This window comes from Pseudomonas sp. S2_E01 (assembly GCF_054668365.1).
On record NZ_CP162762.1, the window covers coordinates 3035407 to 3055073 of the forward strand.

Annotated in this window: 16 protein-coding genes; 3 read left to right on the forward strand and 13 right to left on the reverse strand. The window is 61.9% G+C overall.

The genetic code is table 11. The features are described from left to right. Nucleotides 1-10: 10 nt before the first annotated feature. Nucleotides 11-904 (forward strand): LysR family transcriptional regulator, encoded by an 894-nt coding sequence (locus AB4O36_RS13875; RefSeq protein ID WP_460142040.1) that lies wholly within the window; start codon nucleotides 11-13, stop codon nucleotides 902-904. Here AB4O36_RS13875 and AB4O36_RS13880 read toward each other — a convergent pair. The 4 genes from AB4O36_RS13880 to AB4O36_RS13895 form a co-directional block, all read right to left on the reverse strand. Further along, nucleotides 892-2058 carry a (R)-mandelonitrile lyase gene (locus AB4O36_RS13880; protein WP_460142041.1) on the reverse strand — a complete coding sequence of 389 codons (1167 nt, stop codon included), beginning with the start codon at nucleotides 2056-2058 and terminating at the stop codon, nucleotides 892-894. The genes AB4O36_RS13875 and AB4O36_RS13880 overlap by 13 nt on opposite strands. A gap of 854 nt (nucleotides 2059-2912) precedes the next feature. Continuing rightward, complete coding sequence (locus AB4O36_RS13885) at nucleotides 2913-3920, reverse strand: acyltransferase family protein (RefSeq protein ID WP_460126101.1); 1008 nt, start codon at nucleotides 3918-3920, stop codon at nucleotides 2913-2915. A gap of 269 nt (nucleotides 3921-4189) precedes the next feature. After that, entirely contained in the window at nucleotides 4190-4696 is a 507-nt protein-coding gene (gene msrA, locus AB4O36_RS13890) for a peptide-methionine (S)-S-oxide reductase MsrA (protein WP_460126104.1), read from the reverse strand. Between the two features lie 39 nt (nucleotides 4697-4735). Beyond that, nucleotides 4736-5929 carry an MFS transporter gene (locus AB4O36_RS13895; protein WP_460126106.1) on the reverse strand — a complete coding sequence of 398 codons (1194 nt, stop codon included), beginning with the start codon at nucleotides 5927-5929 and terminating at the stop codon, nucleotides 4736-4738. A gap of 94 nt (nucleotides 5930-6023) precedes the next feature. On the opposite strand from AB4O36_RS13895, the gene AB4O36_RS13900 reads away from it, so the two are divergent. Further along, the gene (locus AB4O36_RS13900) at nucleotides 6024-6950 is read left to right on the forward strand and encodes a LysR family transcriptional regulator (RefSeq protein ID WP_460126107.1); all 927 of its coding nucleotides are present in this window, start codon (nucleotides 6024-6026) and stop codon (nucleotides 6948-6950) included. A gap of 135 nt (nucleotides 6951-7085) precedes the next feature. Continuing rightward, the gene (locus AB4O36_RS13905) at nucleotides 7086-8939 is read left to right on the forward strand and encodes an ABC transporter ATP-binding protein (protein ID WP_460142042.1); all 1854 of its coding nucleotides are present in this window, start codon (nucleotides 7086-7088) and stop codon (nucleotides 8937-8939) included. Between the two features lie 285 nt (nucleotides 8940-9224). On the opposite strand, the gene AB4O36_RS13910 is transcribed toward AB4O36_RS13905, so the two are convergent. The 9 genes from AB4O36_RS13910 to AB4O36_RS13950 form a co-directional block, all read right to left on the reverse strand. Beyond that, a complete protein-coding gene (locus AB4O36_RS13910) occupies nucleotides 9225-10463 on the reverse strand; it encodes an MFS transporter (protein ID WP_460142043.1) in 1239 nt (412 codons plus the stop codon). Nucleotides 10464-10761: 298 nt separating this feature from the next. Then, nucleotides 10762-12189: an aldehyde dehydrogenase family protein gene (locus AB4O36_RS13915; protein ID WP_460126109.1), complete on the reverse strand. Its 1428-nt coding sequence runs from the start codon at nucleotides 12187-12189 to the stop codon at nucleotides 10762-10764. 56 nt (nucleotides 12190-12245) lie between these two features. Then, a complete protein-coding gene (locus tag AB4O36_RS13920) occupies nucleotides 12246-13745 on the reverse strand; it encodes a CoA-acylating methylmalonate-semialdehyde dehydrogenase (protein WP_460142044.1) in 1500 nt (499 codons plus the stop codon). A gap of 42 nt (nucleotides 13746-13787) precedes the next feature. Continuing rightward, on the reverse strand, nucleotides 13788-14147 hold the full coding sequence (locus AB4O36_RS13925) for a RidA family protein (protein WP_460126112.1): 360 nt from the start codon (nucleotides 14145-14147) through the stop codon (nucleotides 13788-13790). A 29-nt stretch (nucleotides 14148-14176) separates the two neighbouring features. Next, the gene (locus tag AB4O36_RS13930; RefSeq protein ID WP_460142045.1) at nucleotides 14177-15211 is read right to left on the reverse strand and encodes a zinc-dependent alcohol dehydrogenase; all 1035 of its coding nucleotides are present in this window, start codon (nucleotides 15209-15211) and stop codon (nucleotides 14177-14179) included. A 104-nt stretch (nucleotides 15212-15315) separates the two neighbouring features. After that, nucleotides 15316-16107, reverse strand: a complete 792-nt coding sequence (locus tag AB4O36_RS13935; RefSeq protein WP_460126115.1) for an IclR family transcriptional regulator — start codon at nucleotides 16105-16107, stop codon at nucleotides 15316-15318. 96 nt (nucleotides 16108-16203) lie between these two features. Beyond that, nucleotides 16204-17373: an NAD(P)/FAD-dependent oxidoreductase gene (locus AB4O36_RS13940; RefSeq protein ID WP_460126117.1), complete on the reverse strand. Its 1170-nt coding sequence runs from the start codon at nucleotides 17371-17373 to the stop codon at nucleotides 16204-16206. Beyond that, complete coding sequence (locus AB4O36_RS13945; protein ID WP_460142046.1) at nucleotides 17370-18851, reverse strand: 2Fe-2S iron-sulfur cluster-binding protein; 1482 nt, start codon at nucleotides 18849-18851, stop codon at nucleotides 17370-17372. Before AB4O36_RS13945 ends, AB4O36_RS13940 begins: the two co-directional genes overlap by 4 nt. Next, nucleotides 18848-19663, reverse strand: coding sequence for an ABC transporter permease (locus tag AB4O36_RS13950; RefSeq protein WP_460126121.1), 816 nt, complete (start codon nucleotides 19661-19663; stop codon nucleotides 18848-18850). Before AB4O36_RS13950 ends, AB4O36_RS13945 begins: the two co-directional genes overlap by 4 nt. Nucleotides 19664-19667 lie beyond the last annotated feature (4 nt).

The window sequence follows — 19667 nt, forward strand, 5'->3', positions numbered from 1 at the left end:
GTGCGCATGAATGTCCCTCGAAAGCTATGACCAATTGGCGATTTTTGCGGCGGTGGCCCAGGAGCGCAGCTTCACACGCGCCGCCGCCCGGCTGGGCATGTCGCAACCGGCGTTGAGTCGGGCCATGCGTCAGTTGGAGGAACGGCTGGGGGTCAGGTTGTTGGCGCGCACCACCCGCAGCGTCTCCCCCACCGAAGCAGGCGAACATCTGCTGAAAGTAATTGCGCCCCGGTTTGAAGAGATCGACACCGAGCTGGCCTTGCTCAGCGAATTTCGAGATCGGCCCGCCGGCAAATTGCGCATCACCGCAGGCGAGCATTCGGCAATCAAGGTCTTGCATCCGGTGCTCTCGAAACTGTTGCCCGACCACCCCGACCTGCACATCGAAATCATCGTCGACTACGGTTTCACCGACATCGTCGCCCAGGGCTTCGATGCAGGCGTACGGTTGGGACCACAGGTGGCCAAGGACATGATCGCGATGCGCATCGGTCCCGATATGCGCATGGCGGTGGTGGGCTCGCCCGCCTATTTCTCCCGCTACCCGCAGCCCATCATTCCCAATGACCTCACGACCCACAACTGCATCACCCTGCGCATGCCCACCCACGGCGGACTCTACGTCTGGGAATTCGAGAAAAACGGGCAGGAGCTGAACGTGCGCATCGAAGGCCAATTGGTGTTCAACAACATTGCCATGCGCCTGGAGGCGGCGCTCCAGGGCCTGGGCCTGGCTTACATGCCCGAGGACCTGGTGCAGGAACACGTGGCGCAGGGCCGGTTGATCCGCGTGCTCGAGGACTGGTGCGAACCGTTCTCTGGCTACCACCTCTACTATCCGAGCCGGCGCCAGAGTTCTCCAGCCTTCAACCTCTTGCGTGAAACCCTGCGTTACGACGGTTGATTCGCCTGAACCGTGTTCAATGCTTCACCAGCCCGTTTGGCGGCGGCCTCATCGCCCTGCCCAGCCAGCAACTGGATCAACTGGCGCAACTGCACAGGGGTCAGGCCGACCCGCAAGCTGGCCGCCATGTGCGAACGCAGTTGTGATTCCACCCCAGGTGTGACGGCGAGCGCAGCGACGGTCGCCAGCTCACGGCTTTGCCAGTCGAGGTTGTCGCGCTCGAAGATATCGCCAAAGAGGTGCGTCTGCAGGTATTGATTGATCACCGGAACGAAGTCGAATAACGGCCCTTGAACCGTCCCGCCAGCGATGCGCGACTGGTTGGCCTTACCGGCCGCCAGCAACTCGCTGCCCGTGGGAATGACTCGACCGGGCTCACGCCCCGGCTCATCCTGGACACCACGTTGTTTGCGCGCCTCGACCACTGTCATCAACTCGCCGAGGGCATTGAGGCTGCGCGGGAACCCGCTGTAGGCGTAGAGCTGCACCAGAATTTCTTTCGCCTCGCTGACGCTCAGGCCTGCATCCAACCCTTTGTTCAACGCCGTGTTGAGCGCCGGCATGTTGCTGGTGGCCATGGCTGCTGCGATCAACGGGATGCTTTGTTGTTTGGCCGACAGTGTTTGCAAAACCGCTGGTGCGACGACAGGCGCTTGTGTGTCGCGAGCGTTGTATTGCTCATCGGTGACCTTCTCCATCCGTTCGGCATTTTTGCCGTCCACCGTGCCGGTGATGGCCAGGTGCGTCATACCGCTCGACGGCGCAGCGCCGTGCCAGTGCTTGACGCCCGGCGGGCAGACGATCACGTCGCCGGGGTGGATCTCTTGTACCGGCTTGCCCCATTCCTGGATCAACCCTACACCGGATGTCACGACCAAACGTTGTCCCGCTGGGTGGGTATGCCAGGCGGAACGCGCACCCGGTTCAAAATTGACGTAGGCGCCGGAAGCATTGATTGCATCACTGGTGGGAAACAACGGCTCGACGCGCACCCGCCCGGTGAACCAATGCTCAGGCCCTGCGACCGATGCCTGGGAGCCGGCGCGGGAGATCTGCTGCTCGGGCCGGCGTGGGTCATTTGCGTTGTCTGAGCCGGCAGCGTCGGCAAAAGGGGCTGCGGCGCACACCGCGAGACCGATCAGGGTGTTTTTCATGAAGGGTATCCTTTCGATTCGAATGATCTGAGGGGAAACTACCCTTCGCAAATTGATAGATAAACAGTGCCAATCGTATAGCGCTGATATCACCAATGCATAAATCACATCTGCCCGACATCCCCGCAGAGCCCTACGGCTCATCTGTAGGAGCGAGCTTGCTCGCGATGGTCGTCAACGATAATGCGGGCTGCCTGGCACACAGCGGTGCCTGGGCCTCCATCGCGAGCAAGCTCGCTCCTACAGGGGAATGCGGTTGTCTGTGGGAGCGGGCTTGCTCGCGATGGTCGTCAACGATAACGCGGGAAGCCTGGCACACAGCGGTGCCTGGGCCTCCATCGCGAGCAAGCTCGCTCCTACAGGGGATCGCGGTTAGCTGTAGGAGCGAGCTTGCTCGCGATGGTCGTCAACGATAACGCGGGAAGCCTGGCACACAGCGGTGCCTGGGCCTCCATCGCGAGCAAGCTCGCTCCTACAAGGGATCGCGGTTAGCTGTAGGAGCGAGCTTGCTCGCGATGGTCGTGAACGATAACGCGGATTGCCTGGCACACAGCGGTGCCTGGGCCTCCATCGCGAGCATGCTCGCTCCTACAGGGGAATGCGGTTGTCTGCGGGAGCGGGCTTGCTCGCGATGGTCGTCAACGATAACGCGGGTTGCCTGGCACACAGCGGTGTATGGGCCTCCATCGCGAGCATGCTCGCTCCTACAGGGGAATGCAGTTGTCTGTGGGAGGGAGCTTGCTCGCGATGGTCGTCAACGATAACGCGGGCTGCCTACCACGCGCGCAACGAATCGACGTTCGCCAGCGTGCGGATGAATGATCCCGAAAACGGCACGGGCAGCTAATTGGCGTTCACGTTGCGACAGATTGACTCGCCACTTTCCTCGACAAGGTCTTCCCGAACGCAATCCACCATTTTTCATAATAAAAGGTCGAGATATGCGCCACGAGGAAAATGGCACCAAACAACAAAGGTCGCTTCAAATATTTAATCACCGTATCTCCGCTACCCAGCCAGGTGTCCGCCAGCAGTGGATGAACGACGTAAAGCGCATAAGAGATGGTGGCGATGTAAAAGAGAATGCGATGATTCAAGAGCTGGTTAATACGCGCTGAACTATTGAGCAATGTACTCCCCACCAACGCGGCGGCAAAATAAGGGCGCAAGTAATTCATGAAACCGCCCTCCGGGTGACAGGACACCAGGAACAGGAGAAGTAACAGTACTTGCGCGACCCCAATCTTTCTCGGTTCTTTTACAAGTGCGCCGCCCAGCCCCTTGTGATAAATCATTGCAAGTATGCAACCCGTCAATATCTCATCGATTCGGTAATAGGTATTGATCGCAACGTGGACATCATTTATCACACGGTAAAGGGTAACGGCGATGCACAGACAAGGAATCATCACGACCCACTTGTTTCTGAAGAGAACGACCAGCAGCGCAATGGCAACATAGAACTGCGCCTCCATGCACAAACTCCACAGATGGCCATTCACACTTCCAAGGGCCATCGGGGGCCAGTTGGCAACGAACAGGAAGTTGGCGACGTAGAAATCCGGCGAGCTGTTCATGACGTATAACGCGACTGCCATATACAACCAGGCCAGGGGAACGATCCGAAAGAACCTGCGGATGAGAAAGTCGGTAACGCTACTGTGATTGAGCAGAAAGCTGGTGATCAGGAAGCCCGAAAGAGTAAAAAAAATAGCCATGCCCATGACGCCTGCAGCGGCATTCAACTGCAAACTCTTTGGGCCAAGTGGTAACAGGTGACACGCCAGTACGAGCAGAATGCTCATGCCACGCCACCCATCAAGTACGTTTAACCGAGCGCCTGCTCCGGAATTATTATTCATATTATTTTCGCACGTTGAAGGGTGTCTTAATCAGCAGCATGCATCAGGTGCCGCTCCCGCACATCGCATCTGCAGCTGTAGTCTAGGACACTTTATGCGCAAAACACTTCGCGCCCGGAAAAAAATCCAGCCGCGAAGAACACGTTAAATACCTGTTTTTTGACGTTAAATTCGTGGCGTCCAGTGAGTCGCCCGTTTTTATGGCACAAACCCGCGAGCAGCCGATGTTGGGATCACCGGCCGTCGCGGGTCTTTCAGCGTACCGACACTCAACCGCGCTTGGGCAACTTCCAGTTCGGACGGATGAAATGGCAGGTGTAACCGTTCGGGATCCGCTCAAGATAATCCTGGTGTTCAGGTTCCGCTTCCCAGAAGGGTCCCGCAGGTTCGATTTCGGTCACCACCCTGCCCGGCCACAGCTTCGAAGCATCGACGTCGGCTGCGGTGTCTTCGGCGGTGTCGCGTTGCTGTTCATTAAGGTAGTAAATGGCCGAACGATAACTGGCGCCCAAGTCATTGCCCTGACGGTTGGGTGTACTCGGGTCGTGTATCTGGAAGAAGAACTCCAGGATCTGCCGATAGCTGATCACCGCCGGGTCGAAAACGATCTCGATGGCTTCAGCGTGATTGCCGTGATTGCGATAAGTGGCATTGGGCACGTCACCGCCGGTGTAGCCAACGCGGGTGTGCAACACACCGGGATAGCGCCGCAGCAGGTCCTGCATGCCCCAAAAGCAGCCACCAGCCAGAATGGCGGTTTCGGTTTGACTGGTCATGATCTTTCGTTCCTCTCGGCAACGTGGGTGGTAGCCATGTTATGAGGGCGTATTGGCTGATTCCAAGGTGGTTGGCGCAGGATCCTGGGTGGTGGCACGACTGGCAAGAACCAGCACCATCAGCAACCCCAGGCCAGCCATCGCAGCACCCGCCAGGGAGATCGCCGGATAACCCAGGCCTGCGTTGATCACGGCTCCGCCGAGCGCGGCACCGATCGCATTACCGAGGTTGAACGCCCCGATGTTCACGGCCGAGGCCAGGTTGGGGGCGTCCTTGGCGGCTTCCATCACGCGCATCTGCAACGGCGGCACCAAGGCGAAGCTGGCAACACCCCAGATAACGATGCTGATGGCAGCCGTCAGCGGCCAGCGCATCAGGACCGTGAACGCCAGCAAAACGATGATCAGCGCGCTCAGCGAGATGATCAGGGTGCGGTCGATGGAGCGATCTGCCGCCTTGCCGCCCCAGATATTCCCCAGGGTCAAACCCACTCCGAACAGCACCAGCATGGCGGTGATGAATGGGGTCGAGGCGTGGGTCTCACTGCTGAGGATAGGCGCGATATACGTGAAGACGGTAAACATGGCGCCCGAACCCACGACGGTCAACGCCAGCGCGGCCAAGACCGGGCCACGGCGCAAGACGCGGATTTCGGCGAGCACGCCACCACCTTTGGGTAGCGGCAGGTTGGGCAAAGCGAACCACAACGCAGCCATGGTCACCACACCCAATCCGGCGATGCCCCAGAACGCGGTCCGCCAGCCGAGCTGTTCACCCAACCAGGTCGCCAGCGGCACACCGCCGATGGTGGCCAGCGTCAGGCCCATGAACATGGCGGCAACCGCCCCGGCGCGCTTGTCCGGCGCAACCACGCTGGCGGCGACGATGGAACCTACGCCAAAGAACGCGCCGTGATTGAGCGAAGTCACGACGCGGGCGATCAGCAGGCTGTAGTAATCGGTGGCCATGGCTGACATCAAGTTGCCCAGGGTAAAAATGGCCATCAGCCCGATCAGCAGATGGCGCCGGGGAATCTTCCCGGTGGTCAGCGTCATCAGAGGCGCGCCAAGCAACACCCCCACGGCATAGGCGCTGACCAGCAGGCCTGCGGCAGGAATGGAGACGCCCAGGTCGGCAGCGATACCGGGCAACATGCCCATGGGGGCGAATTCAGTCACACCGATGCCGAAGGCACCCGTGGCAAGAGCTACAAGGGGTAGGTTTATACGCATGGCAAGGTCCTCATTTATGCCGCAAAGGTTACAATGTGTTTTTTCAGACCAGAAGATGGCCTTTCTGGCAAACACCTTTGCGCACGAGGCACAAATGGATATCAACGGCCGGTCGGGTGAAATGGCGGTGTACGTCACCGTTGCAGAGGAAGGCAGCTTGTCAGCGGCGGCGCGCGCCCTGGGGCTGACACCCTCGGCGGTCAGCCGCGTCATCGCGCGCACCGAGCAGCGACTTGGCACTCGCCTGTTGCTTCGCACAACCCGGGCGATCACCTTCACTGCCGAGGGCGAGGCCTACTTACGAGGCGCTCGGAGAATTCTGGCGGACATGGCCGAAGTCGAAGAAGCCATCGCTGATCAAGGTGTCCCCCAGGGACGGCTGCGCGTGAGTGCCGCCCTCGGCCACGGCAGGATGGCCATCGTGCCCCTGGTGGCCGCGTTCAGCTCCCGATATCCGAACATCGTTGTTGATCTGACCCTGGGCGATGAGGTGGTCGACATTCTCGCCGGCCAGGCCGACGTGGCGGTGCGCTTTGGCGTTCTTCCAGACAGCCCCCTGACGGCACGCCGGATCGGCGAAACCGGCCAGGTCGTGGTAGCGTCGCCGCAATACCTGCAGCGCCATGGCACGCCGCAGGAACCGCCAGACCTGTTGCGCCACAACTGCCTGCGCTTCAACTTTCGCCGCGCCCAGCCCGACTGGCCGTTCGCCCGGGACGGCCATGAGTTCTCCCTGAAGATCAACGGCAACATCGAATGCAGCAGTGGCGAGGCGCTCGCACAACTGGCTCGATTAGGTGCCGGTATCGCACGTATCGGCGCGTTCACGGTCGCCGAGGACCTGCAACGCGGTGAGCTGGTGGCCCTTCTGGAAGACTGGAACCCTGGTGATCGGGAACCGATTCATGCGGTGTTCGTGGGGGGGGCGGCCATGCCCGCCCGGGTACGCGTATTTGTGGACTTCCTGGTGGAGCATCACCGAATCCAGGCGCTGGGCGCCGAAAAGCCCGGGACACCCTGATGATGCCATCGGCGAATGACGTGAAAAAACAGCTTCTCATGTTTGCGGTTGAACGCGGCGGCGCACTGGACTCTCGAACCCTCAAAGCCCGCGTTAAATGGCAAAATCCTCAATTGATCATTCAGGAGAACCTCAATGCTTCGTGTGTTTGAACGAAGACTCGACCCTTTCCCACCCGACGAGCTTCCACCGCCACCGGTCGGCCTGGCTCGTTTTTTATGGGCCTGTACCCGAGGTGCTCGCGGCTACGTCCTCGCGTTTGCGCTGCTGAGCGCGGCCGTGTCGATTTACGAAGCCTGGCTGTTTTCCTTCCTCGGACAGGTCGTGGACCTCTTATCGAGCTGGAAGGCAGGCGGCGAAGTCAACATGCAGGAAAGCCGCGTGTTGTGGGGCATCGGGATCGTGCTGGTCACCAGCATCGGGCTGGTGGCGCTGCGCACCATGGTCCAGCACCAGATTCTGGCGATCAACCTGCCACTGCGCCTGCGCTGGGACTTCCACCGCCTGATGCTGCGGCAAAGCCTTTCATTTTTTTCCGATGAGTTTTCGGGTCGGGTCACCACCAAGGTGATGCAGACCGCGCTGGCCGTTCGCGAAGTGCTGTTCACCCTCATCGAGATCCTGCCGGGCATCGGTGTCTATTTCATCGCGATCATCGCCCTGGCGGGCGGCTTCGCCCTGAAACTGATGTTGCCGTTCATTGGCTGGATCGCGCTGTTCTCACTGGCAATGTTGTATTTCGTGCCGCGCCTGGGCCAGGTCGGCCAGGAACAGGCCAACGCCCGGTCTTCGATGACCGGGCGCATCTCGGACGCCTACACCAACATCACCACCGTGAAACTGTTCTCGCACTCCAGGCGCGAAGCGCATTTTGCGCGTGCGGCGATGGAAGACTTCAAGCAGACCGGTTTTCGCCAGATGCGCCTGGTCAGCCAGTTCGAAATCGTTAACCAGGCGCTGGTAGTGGGCCTGATCCTCGGTGCTGGCGGCTATGCCCTGTGGCTGTGGCACCAAGGCGAAGTCGGCGCGGGGGCCGTGGCGGCGATCACGGCCATGGCACTGCGGATCAATGGCATGTCTCACTGGATCATGTGGCAGATGACCTCGCTGTTCGAAAGTATCGGCACCGTACAGGACGGCATGGCCACCTTGACCCAGGGTCCCAAGGTGCAGGATGCACCGGACGCCAAGGCGCTGGTGCCCTCTGGCGGCGCGGTAAGCTTCGACAATGTGAGTTTCAACTACAACGGCGAACGCCAGGTGCTCGATGGTTTGAGCCTGCACATCCGCCCGGGCGAGAAAATCGGTTTGGTGGGCCGCTCCGGTGCCGGTAAATCCACGCTGATCAACCTGCTGCTGCGTTTTTACGACGTGGACGAAGGCGAGATCAGCATTGATGGACAGGACATCGCCCACGTAACGCAATACAGCCTGCGCAGCACCATCGGCATGGTCACGCAGGACACGTCCCTGCTGCACCGCTCCATTCGTGACAACATCGCCTATGGTCGACCCGACGCCACCGACGAACAGATCCGCCGTGCCGCCATCAACGCGCAGGCCGACGGGTTCATCAATCAGTTGACGGACCCGCAGGGCCACAGCGGTTATGACACCCTGGTGGGCGAGCGTGGCATCAAGTTGTCGGGCGGCCAGCGTCAGCGCGTGGCGATCGCCCGGGTGATGCTCAAGAATGCACCGATCCTGCTACTGGACGAAGCCACCAGTGCCCTGGACTCGGAAGTCGAAGTGGCCATCCAGGAAAGCCTCGACGAGATGATGCAAGGCAAGACCGTGATCGCCATCGCCCACCGGCTCTCGACCATCGCGGCCATGGATCGGCTGATTGTCATGGACGACGGGCGCATCATCGAACAAGGCACCCACGCTGAACTGCTGGCGAAAAACGGCACCTATGCACGCCTGTGGCAGCACCAGAGCGGCGGATTCCTGGGTGAGGATCAGGGGGTGGTCGAGGCGGTGGAGTAAAATTCCATCACCTACGCCCCTACAGGTGTATGCGGACATCTGTAGGAGCGAATCTATTCGCGATGGTCGTCAACGATAACGCGGGAAGCCTGACACCCCGCGGTGTTCTTCAGTCCATCGCGAGCGTGCTCGCTCCTACAGGGGAATGCGGACATCTGTAGGAGCGAATCTATTCGCGATGGTCGTCAACGATAACGCGGGAAGCCTGACACCCCGCGGTGTTCTTCAGTCCATCGCGAGCGTGCTCGCTCCTACAGGGGAATGCGGACATCTGTAGGAGCGAATTTATTCGCGATGGTCGTCAACGATAACACTGGAAACCAGACACTGCGCCGTCTCCCCCTCACCGCCAACCCTCGTCGCCCAAACCAGCACCGCCACCCCCAACACCACCGCCAGCAGCGTCAGAAACAACACCACCCCCTGCACCCCCAGCGTCGTCGCCAACAACGCCACCAGCAAACCGGCCAACGGCTGCGAAAGGTTATTGAGCAATGTAATCACCCCAACCGTCTTGCCAAAATCCTGTGTAGGAATCACGCGCTGACGAATCGTGCGCATATAGACGTTGAACATCTTGTCGAACCCAACGATCAGCAGGAAGCCCGCCATATATAAGCCAAGGCTCGGACTCAGCGCACAGATCAAGCCGCCTGCGGCGATCATCAAGTACCCGATGCTGCCCATGAGCCTCAGGGGCAGCGCCACTCGGGCGAGAAAGAACAGAATGACGATGGTCACCCCGGCGCCGGCCGCCTGGAGTCCGGCGTAGCCGTCCTTGCCCGCGCTGAACTGGCCGATCACCATGGCGGCCGAGGTGGCCAGGGTCCCCCCGATGATCAGGTTGACGCCGACGGCCAGGGTGATGATCTTTTTCAGTTCCTTGCGCTCGCCAATATGCCCAAAGGCGATACGCAGCGGTTGCACCCAGATGTCCTGATGCTGCTCGAACACCTCCAGCGTGATACCGCTGAATCGTTGCCACACCCGCATGCCCAGGTCGGCCAACAGGAACAACACGGCGACCCACGCCACCGCCCAGTGCCACGCCCAGAGTTCCAGCAACAGCGCCGCCAGCAGCGGCCCGAGCACCAGCCCGGTCTGGTCGGCGATTTGTGAGTAGGACAAGGTCTTGGTGTAGCTGTAGTGCTGGAAGATCTGCGGCATCAACACTTCACGGGCCATGATGCCCTGGGTGGTCAGTACCCCGCACAGTGCCGACAGGACCACCAGCCAGGCGATGCCGCCAAATACCAGGTACAAGACCACTGCCACCGCACACAGCAAAGCGCGATAGACCTGGCTGATGTGCAGAATCCGGGTGGGCGCGAATTTGTCGCACAATGCCCCGCAGACCGGGAACGCAAGAAAGCGCGGAAGCGACTCGGCAAAAAACGCCAGCCCTGCCCAGGACGCGCTTTGCGTGGTCTGGAACACCACCAGCGGCACGATGAACAGCAGGATCTGGTCGGCCAGCCTCGACAGGAACAGTGAAGTAAAAAATGCCAGGTAATCCTTGCGCATGGTGACGTCCTGTCGGTGGCGATTAAATGGCTGGTCAGAGAACCCAAGGTCGTCGTCATACGATACCGTAATACCCCTTCCATCAGTACGACTCACACCATGGCCCTTCCCCCACGTCATTTATTCGCGCATCTCAGGAAATCCGACAATTATCGGCCGGGCTGCCTGATACCCCGCAGTGGTTGTGAATCCATCGCGAGCATGCTCGCTCCTACAGGGGCACCACAGGACCTGTAGGAGCGAATTCATTCGCGATGGGGGTCAACGATCACACGGGAAGCCTGTCACCCCCGCCCAATCAATTCCCCCAACCCACTACGCCCTTGATTTCCAGGAAGTCGTGAATCCCCCAGCCCGCATACTCACGGCCATTACCCGACTGCTTATAACCACCAAACGGAGCAAAGGTGTCCCAGCTCGGATAGTTCAGGTACACCGAACCCGCCCGCATGCGCCCGGCAACGGCGCGGGCTTTTTCGAGGTCCTGGGACTGCACGTAGGCCGCCAGGCCGTAGACCGTGTCGTTGGCGATTTCGATGGCCTGTTCCAGCGTTTCATAGGGCATGATCGACAGCACGGGGCCGAAGATTTCTTCGCGAGCGATGGTCATCTGCGGCGTGACATGGCCAAACACGGTAGGACGCACGTAGTAGCCCTTGTCCAACCCCTCAGGTCGTTCCAGGCCGCCGGCCACCAGCGTGGCGCCCTCTTCGATCCCGGTGGCGATCAGCCCCTGGATCTTGTTGAACTGTGCTTCGCTGATCACCGGACCCAGGTTGGTTTTTTCGTCCAGCGGGCTGCCGGTGACCAGTTGCTCGGCGGTCTCTTTGGCGATCTCCAGGGCGCGGGCATGCAGCGCGGCCGGTACGAGCATGCGGGTCGGTGCGTCGCAGGATTGCCCCGAGTTGGAGAAACAGCCCTGCACGCCCTTGGCCACCGCCACGTCGAGGTCGGCGTCCTCAAGCAGGATGTTGGCTGACTTGCCGCCCAGCTCCTGGGCCACGCGCTTGACGGTATCCGCCGCAGTCTTGGCGACGATGATGCCGGCGCGGGTCGAGCCGGTGAAAGACACCATGTCCACTTTCGGGTGGCTCGCCATGTGCTGGCCCACATCGGGGCCGGTGCCGTTGAGCAGGTTGAATACGCCTGCCGGCACGCCTGCTTCATGGAGGATCTCGGCAAAGATGATGCCGGTCAGCGGCGCGATTTCGCTGGGTTTTAGCACCACGGTGCAGCCGGCGGCAATGGCCGGGGCCACCTTGCAAACGATCTGGTTCAGCGGCCAGTTCCACGGCGTGATCAGGGCGCACACGCCAATGGCTTCGCGCACGACATGGGTGGTGCCGTGCTGTTCGCTGAACGGGAAGTTTTCCAGGGCGCTAATGGTTGACTCGAGGTGCGCGCGGCCACTCCAGATCTGCGCATCACGGGCGAAATGCAGCGGTGCGCCCATTTCCTGGCTGACGGCCTTGACCAGATCCTCGTAGCGCAGGTTGTACACCCGCAGGATTTCCTTGAGCAAGGCCAGACGTTCGGCAACCGATTTACCCGAGAACGCCGGGAAGGCCCGGGCGGCAGCCACTACCGCCTTGTCGACATCCCGGCTATCACCCACGGCGATTTTGATAAAGGCCTGTTCGGTGGAAGGATCGATCACATCCAGGGTATTGCCGGACTCGGCAGCTACCCACTGGCCGTCGATGTAAAACTTCAGTGCATTGTTCATGTTTGTCTCCACGATAAGTCGAAAGCCGCGTGAGAGCCCCACGCGGCAGGCGCCACTTAAGCGTTGCTGGGGAACGCGAACTGCGCGGCTTCATGGCTGGCACGGCGTGGCCAGCGCTGGGTAATGGCTTTCTTGCGGGTATAAAAACGCACGCCGTCGGGGCCGTAGGCATGCAGGTCGCCGAACAGGGAACGCTTCCAGCCACCAAAGCTGTGGTAGCTGACCGGCACCGGCAACGGTACGTTGACGCCGACCATGCCCACTTCAATCTCGTCGCAGAACAAGCGCGCCGCCTCACCGTCGCGGGTGAAGATGCAGGTGCCGTTGCCGTATTCGTGGTCGTTGATCAACTTCATCGCCGCTTCCAGGCTCGGCACGCGGACGATGCACAACACCGGGCCGAAAATCTCGTCGGTGTAGATGCTCATCTGCGCGGTCACGCGGTCGAACAGCGTGCCCCCGACGAAAAAGCCGTTTTCATGGCCGGTAACCACCAGGTCGCGACCGTCCACCAGCAGCGTGGCGCCCTGGGCCACACCGGCGTCGATGTAGCCCTTGACCTTGTCCCGCGCAGCGCCGGTCACCAGCGGTCCCATGTCCAGGCCGCACGATGTGCCCGCCCCGATCTTCAAGGCCCGCACCTGCGGCACCAGTTTTTCCACCAGGGCATCGGCAATCGCATCGCCCACGCAGACCGCCACGGACAACGCCATGCAGCGCTCACCGCACGAGCCATAGGCCGCCCCCATCAGCGCACCGACGGCATTATCGAGGTCGGCGTCGGGCATCAGCACCGCGTGGTTTTTCGCCCCGCCGAGGGCCTGCACGCGCTTGCCGCGTTTGGTGCCTTCACTGTAGATGTATTCGGCGATGGGTGTGGAGCCGACAAAGCTCAGTGCCTTGACGTGCGGCGATTCAATCAGGCCATCGACCGCTTCCTTGTCGCCATGCACCACGCTCATGACCCCGGCCGGCAGGCCGGCTTCGATCAGCAGTTCAGCGATGCGCAGGGTGGAACTGGGGTCGCGCTCGGAAGGCTTGAGGATGAAACAGTTGCCGCAGACGATGGCCAGCGGATACATCCACAGCGGCACCATGGCGGGGAAGTTGAACGGCGTGATGCCGGCTACCACCCCCACCGGTTGCAGGTCGGTCCAGGCGTCGATGTGCGGGCCGACATTGCGGCTGTAGTCACCCTTGAGCAGCTCCGGTGCGCCACAGGCGAACTCCACGTTTTCGATGCCGCGCTTGAGTTCGCCGGCCGCGTCTTCCAGGGTCTTGCCGTGCTCTTCGCTGATCATCGCGGCAATGGCAGCTTCGTTTTGCTCCAGCAATTGCTTGAAGCGGTACATGACCTGCGCGCGTTTGGCCGGCGGCGTGTTGCGCCACGCCGGGAACGCGGCTTTCGCGGCATCAATGGCTTGCTGCAAAGTGGCCGCATCGGCCAGCGCTACTTGCTTGATCACCGCGCCCGTGGACGGGTTGTAGACATCCGCGGTGCGCCCGGTGCCCTGGACCCGCACGCCGTTGATGAGATGAGGAACGATACTGCTCATACATATTCTCCGATGCCGAAAGTCGGCTGTTCAACCGGCCGATCAGGCCTTGACCGCTGCCTGCAGGGCGATTTCCACGAGGATGTTGTCCGCCGCCATGTTGGCTTCAACCGTAGCCCGGGCTGGCAATGCGTCCTGCGGGATCCACTCACGCCATACGGCGTTCATGGCGGCAAAATCCTGCACGGCATGCTTGAGCCAGATCTGCGCGAACAGGATGTGCGATTTGTCGGAGCCTGCCTCGGCCAGCAGCGCATCGATCCGCGCCAGCACCTGGGCAGTCTGCCCGGCGATATCCTGGGTACGGTCAGCGGGCACCTGGCCGGTGATGTAGACGATACCGTTGTGCACCAGCGCGTGGCTGAGCAGACCTGGGTTGGGTTGAAGGCGAGTGATGGTCATACGTAATTCCTATTGGGAAAGTGAAGGGGTCAGGCAATTTTCAGCACGGTGCGGCCGACCAACTGGCCCTGGCGCATGCGTGCAAAGATGTCGTTGATGTCTTCCAGGCGCTCGAGGTTGACCTGCGCCTTGACCTGGCCACGGGCGGCGAAGGCCACCGCGTCGTTGAGGTCCTGGCGCGTGCCGATGTTGGAACCGGTGATCGACAGCTCCCAGCCGCTGATGCTGGAAATCGAGGCGCGCACGGTATCGGCATCGCCACCGGGCAAGCCGATGAAGACCGCCGTGCCGCCGGGGCGCAGCATCTTCACTGACTGTTCGAAGGCCGCATTGGCAGTGGCCGTGACCAGCACGGCATGGACGCCACCCGGGATCTGCTGCTTGAGGGTTTCCACCGGATTGTCGAGGGCGTTCACCAAGCACTCGGCGCCATAGCTGCGCGCCAGTTCCAGCTTGTCGGCGGACACATCGATGGCCGCCACCCGCAGCCCCATGGCGATGGCGTACTGCACCGCCACATGGCCCAGACCGCCGATACCCATGACCGCCACCCACTGCCCTGGTCGGGCACGGGAGCGCGTCAGGCCTCGGTACGTGGTGACGCCGGCGCACAGGATCGGCGCCAGGGCGTACAGATCGACGCCCGGTTCGAGGGTGGCGACAAAGGCGGCCGGCGCGACCATGTATTCGGCATACCCGCCCTGCTTGCTGTAACCCGTGGATTCGCGGCGCGCGCAGATGGTTTCCATGCCACCCAGGCAGAACTCGCAGGTGCCACACGCGCTGTACATCCACGGCATGCCAACGGCCGCGCCGAGTGGCGGTTCACTGACGTCCTGGCCGTGGGCAACCACATGCCCGGTGATTTCATGGCCGGGAATTAGAGGCAAAGTGGGCAATGCAGACCAGTCGCCGTCAACGGCATGCAGGTCGCTGTGGCACACGCCACAGGCCGCGATACGAATCAGGATTTCACCGGGCCCCGGCTGCGGGATCGGCACCTGCTCGATCCGCAGCGGTTCACCTACCGCGTGCAGGACAGCAGCTTTCATGGTCTCACTCATCACTGTCTCCTTAAACGTGCGCCCGGATTTCGGGCAATCGCGCACCTATACCGCAGGCCAGGGCCGGCAGCAGGGTGTGCGGGTGAAAGGGTTACCCCGGGGTTTTAGCCCACGGGGCGTAAACTGCGCGTTGCGCTGGAAATGGTCCGTGCGGTGTTGATCACTTTGGGCGCCAGTTGGCTGCGCGCCTCTTCAAGGCTCCAGCGGCTGAACGGTACGGAAATGTTCACGGCACCCAGTGGGTAACCATCGGCATTGACCACGGCAGCGGCAACACTGATGTCACCCGCAAAGTATTCTTCCTGGGCGTAGGCGTAACCGGCGTTGCGGGCTTCGGCGACCAGCGCGCGCAGTTGGTCCAGCTCCGTGACGGTGCTGGCGGTGTAGCCCTGGCGCTCGGAGGCCACCAGGATCGCGTCCGACTCGGCTTCGGGCAGCGCGGCCAGGTACGCACGCCCCGCCGAGGTGCAGTACATCGGCAGATGCCGGCCCAGCGGCATGTGAATGGCGATCTGTTTGTGGCTGGGAAAGCGAGCCACATAGAGCATGTCCAGTCCGCAGGGCTCAAGCAGGTTGCAGCTTTCCTCGACATTGCGGTTGAGTTCATGCAGGTACGGATTTGCGCGCTCGATCAGCTCGCTGGTCTGCAGATAACCGGTGCCCAGATCCAGCGACTTGGGCGCCAGGCGAAAACGCTTGGTCACCGGCTCCTTGTAGAGATAGCCCAGCGCCTCAAGGGTGAAGGCAGAACGCTGCACAGTGCTTTTGTTCAGCCCCGTGTGCTCGGCCAGCTCGACCAGGCTCATGCTCGGCCGCCCGGCTCGGAACGCCGTCAGGATGGCGAGCCCCTTCGACAAAGCAGTGATGAAAAGTGGTGAGTCTTCCAGGGAGCTCATGGATTTTTCCTTATTCTGCCGCATCGGCATACGCATCACGGTGCGTTTGGGGTTGTGCTGGTTCAAGGGTCCGTACGGTACCCGTTTTTTTGCAAGTCATTCGAAATGACTCAACACGATGCCAGGTTCTACGACTGGCTGGTTTCGCTCGAATCGGTCCACGGCGAACGGGCGCATACGCTCGTCCACCTGCCCGCTGACAATGGCCTTGGCCAACAGTTCGCCGGCAGCCGGGGCGCCCGCGTGGCCATAACACCAGCCCGCACTGACGAACAAACCCGGCAACGCATGATGGGCCCCCAACAGCGGCCCGAAATCCTTGGAGATATGCACCAAACCCGCCCACTGACGCAAGATCCGCGCATGCCCCAACTGCGGGAACATCTCCAGGTACGCCCGAGCGGTGGCAGCCATCACCGGCACGTCGGCATTGAGGGTGTGTTGCGGGCGCTCAGCCACTTCGGCGCCACCCACCACTTCTCCACGAGCAGTCTGGTGCATGTAGCAAAGCCGATCCAGCAACGCCACGGCGGGTCCGATCAAGGGCCGCGTAGGTTCCAGCGCCATGGCTTCCAGGCGCATCGGATAGCCATCCAGCGGCACCCCGGCCATCTGCGCCAGGGCATTGCTCTCGGCGCCCCCGGCCAGCACCAGGGTGTCGCTGGCAATGCGCTGGTCGCCGACGCGTACCCCGCCAATGCGCCCGGCGCTCTGATCAATGGCGGTGACGGGCGTGCGGTAGTGAATGCTCACCCCCCTCGCCTCGCACGCCTGGCGATAGGCATGCATGGCCGCGTGGTGCGGCGCCACGCCACTGTCGGGCAGATGCAGCGCCGCGCTCACCCGCCCATGAGCCAGGGCCGGCAGCACCTCGCGCAACTGACCGGGTGTCAGCAGGCTGGAGTGGATACCGCATTCCTTGTGCACGGCCAGCGTGCGGTCGAGCAGTTCGGCCGTGGCGCTGCGCTCGCCCACCATGGTGTAGCCCCGGCGCGAATACATGACGTTTTGGCCCAGGCGTTTGGACAAGCCCTGCCACAGTTCGCAGGAATGAGCGAAGAAACGCGTCCATTCAGGCGAGCTGAACGCGCCACGAATCAGCGTGCCGTTGCGCCCCGAGGCACCGCCCTGCCAGTAACCGGCGTCTAGCACGAGAATGTCGCGCACACCCAGCTCCGACAGATTGAACGCCAGCGACAGGCCCTGAATCCCCGCGCCGACAATTATGATCGAGGCCTTGGCAGGCAAAGGTTTAAGTGCATTCATTGCAAAGGCTCAACGACATCGGCCAGGCCGGCGGCCTGAGCAACGCTCAGGGCTCGGCGTGGCGGGCGCAGCGTCGGCCTGGCTAACAGCTCCAGGGCGATGCCGCTTCGGGCACTGACCAGTGCGCGCAGTGAATCCCAGCAGGGTTGCCCCTGACAAGGGCCCATGCCGCAGGAGGTCAGGCGTTTGATCACTTCCAGGTCGGTGATGCCCTGCTCGATCAACGCCTGCACTTCATGGCTGGACACGTCGAAGCAGGGGCACAACAAGGCGTGATGAGACGAGGACGTCGCCACCGGCAAGGGCTGATCGTGCTCGCTGGCAGACCCCACCACCTGCCAACGGCAAGGGTGTTGTTCGCGCAACTGCAGCAAGCCTTCGGCGCGGCTCTGGAAGGTCAGACTGGCTTCTGCCAGCCACGGCCCGGAATGCACCAGCGCGTCGCAGGCAATACGCTCGGCGAAGTACGCCGCGTTGACCCGGCTGCGCCCCGCCACCCGGCGCAAATCGCCTACCGGCCGCGCCGCGACCACATTCACGCCCAACTGGCGCAGGCGGCTGGCCAATGCCTCCTGGTCGCCATTGCCGACCACGACCACCCGCTCGCCCGGTGCCACCGCCTGCTCGCTGGCCATGATCAGCGCGGTGCGCGCCTCTATCACCCCCGGCAGCCACATACCGGGGATTACCGGCGGGCATGGACGGCGTCCGGTGGCCAGGACAATTGTCTCGGCCTCCAGCGCCAAGGCACCCTGGCGCGGGTCGTGGGGCGCGCCTAACAGCAATTCGCCTTCGCGGTAGGCACCAAACACCTCGACGCCCGTGACCAGCGTCACCCGCTCATCCAAGGCTGGCCGTGCCTGGCCGGCTGCGTGGGCGTAACGCGCCAGGCCATGGCCACGGGTGACCAGCACCACATCCAGCCCTTGCGCTGCCGCCTCGTTGGCCGCCGCACACCCGGCAGGCCCGCCACCGATCACCAGGCGGTCGGCACTCAAACGGCGCGCTGGCGGTACCGCCACCTCCCCGGTAGAGGTGGCCGGCTTGGCCGACCCTGCAAGAAACGCCAGTATCGCTTCCCAGCGCTGAAACAACGCCGTGCCGCTGGGCACCAGGTTGGTGTGTTCGAAACCGCCCTGAATCCAGCTCGACGGAATCAGCCGTGACAGGCGCAACACATCGAACGCCGGGCTCGGCCAGCAGTTCTGCATCTCGACCCGCACCCCGGCCGCCACCGGGAACAGATCCAGGCGTACGTTAGGCACCCCGTCCACCCGAGCAAGCACCCCGCTCACGTAATTGCCCGAGTAGCCCAACGGACGGTGGGATTTTCGCGTCCAGGCCAACACCTTGATGCCGTTGGCCAGCAACGCCGTAGCCAGGCTTTCGCCTTGACGCCCTTGCACCGGGCGACCGTTCCAGAAGAACTCGATCACTTCGCTGCTGGCATGCCCGAGCCGCAGGTTGATGCGACTCATGCCGCCGCCCTCTTCGCTTTGCGCTGGGCCATGATGCTGATGCACAGCATCGTAATCGACAGCAGCGTCATCAACGTCGCCACCACTGCGATGAGCGGATCGATTTCCGAGCGCAGCGAGCTGAACATCCGTTTGGTCAGGGTGGAGCTGTCGCCACCACTGATGAACAGCGAGATCACGGCCTCATCCAGGGAAATGGCAAAGGCGAACATGGCGGCGGCGATCACCGAGAAGCGGATCTGCGGCAGCGTCACGTCAAAGAAAGCCCGCAGCCGGGTCGCGCCGAGAATGCATGCGGCTTGTTCCTGGGTCATGTCATAGCTGCGCAGGCCGGCGCTGACGTTGATCACGACATAGGGTAGCGCCAGCAGCGTGTGCGCCAGCACCAGCCCCGGGATGGTGTTGTTCATGTCCATGCGGGCATAGACAAAAAACAGGCCGATGGCGATGAAGATCGTGGGCACGATCATCGGTGCCATCAACAGGCCGCGCAGGACGCCGGACAACCGCGACTGGGTGACGTGCAACGAGTACGCCGCTGCCGTGCCCAGTGTGGTGGCCAGCACCATGGTCAGGGTCGCGGTGATCAGCGACACCGCCGTCGCGCTGCGCCACTCCAGGGAGGCGAAGTAGCTGAAGAACGGCTCGATACTCAGCGACTTGGGCGGAAAGCTCAGGTAGCGCGCATCGGACAGCGACATGGGAATCACGATCAGCGTCGGCAGCACCAAAAACAACATGGTCGCCAACACCAGGACGTACAGCCAGGATGCGCGCACGGCATCCATCAGGGATTGTTTGAGTCGGATCATGATT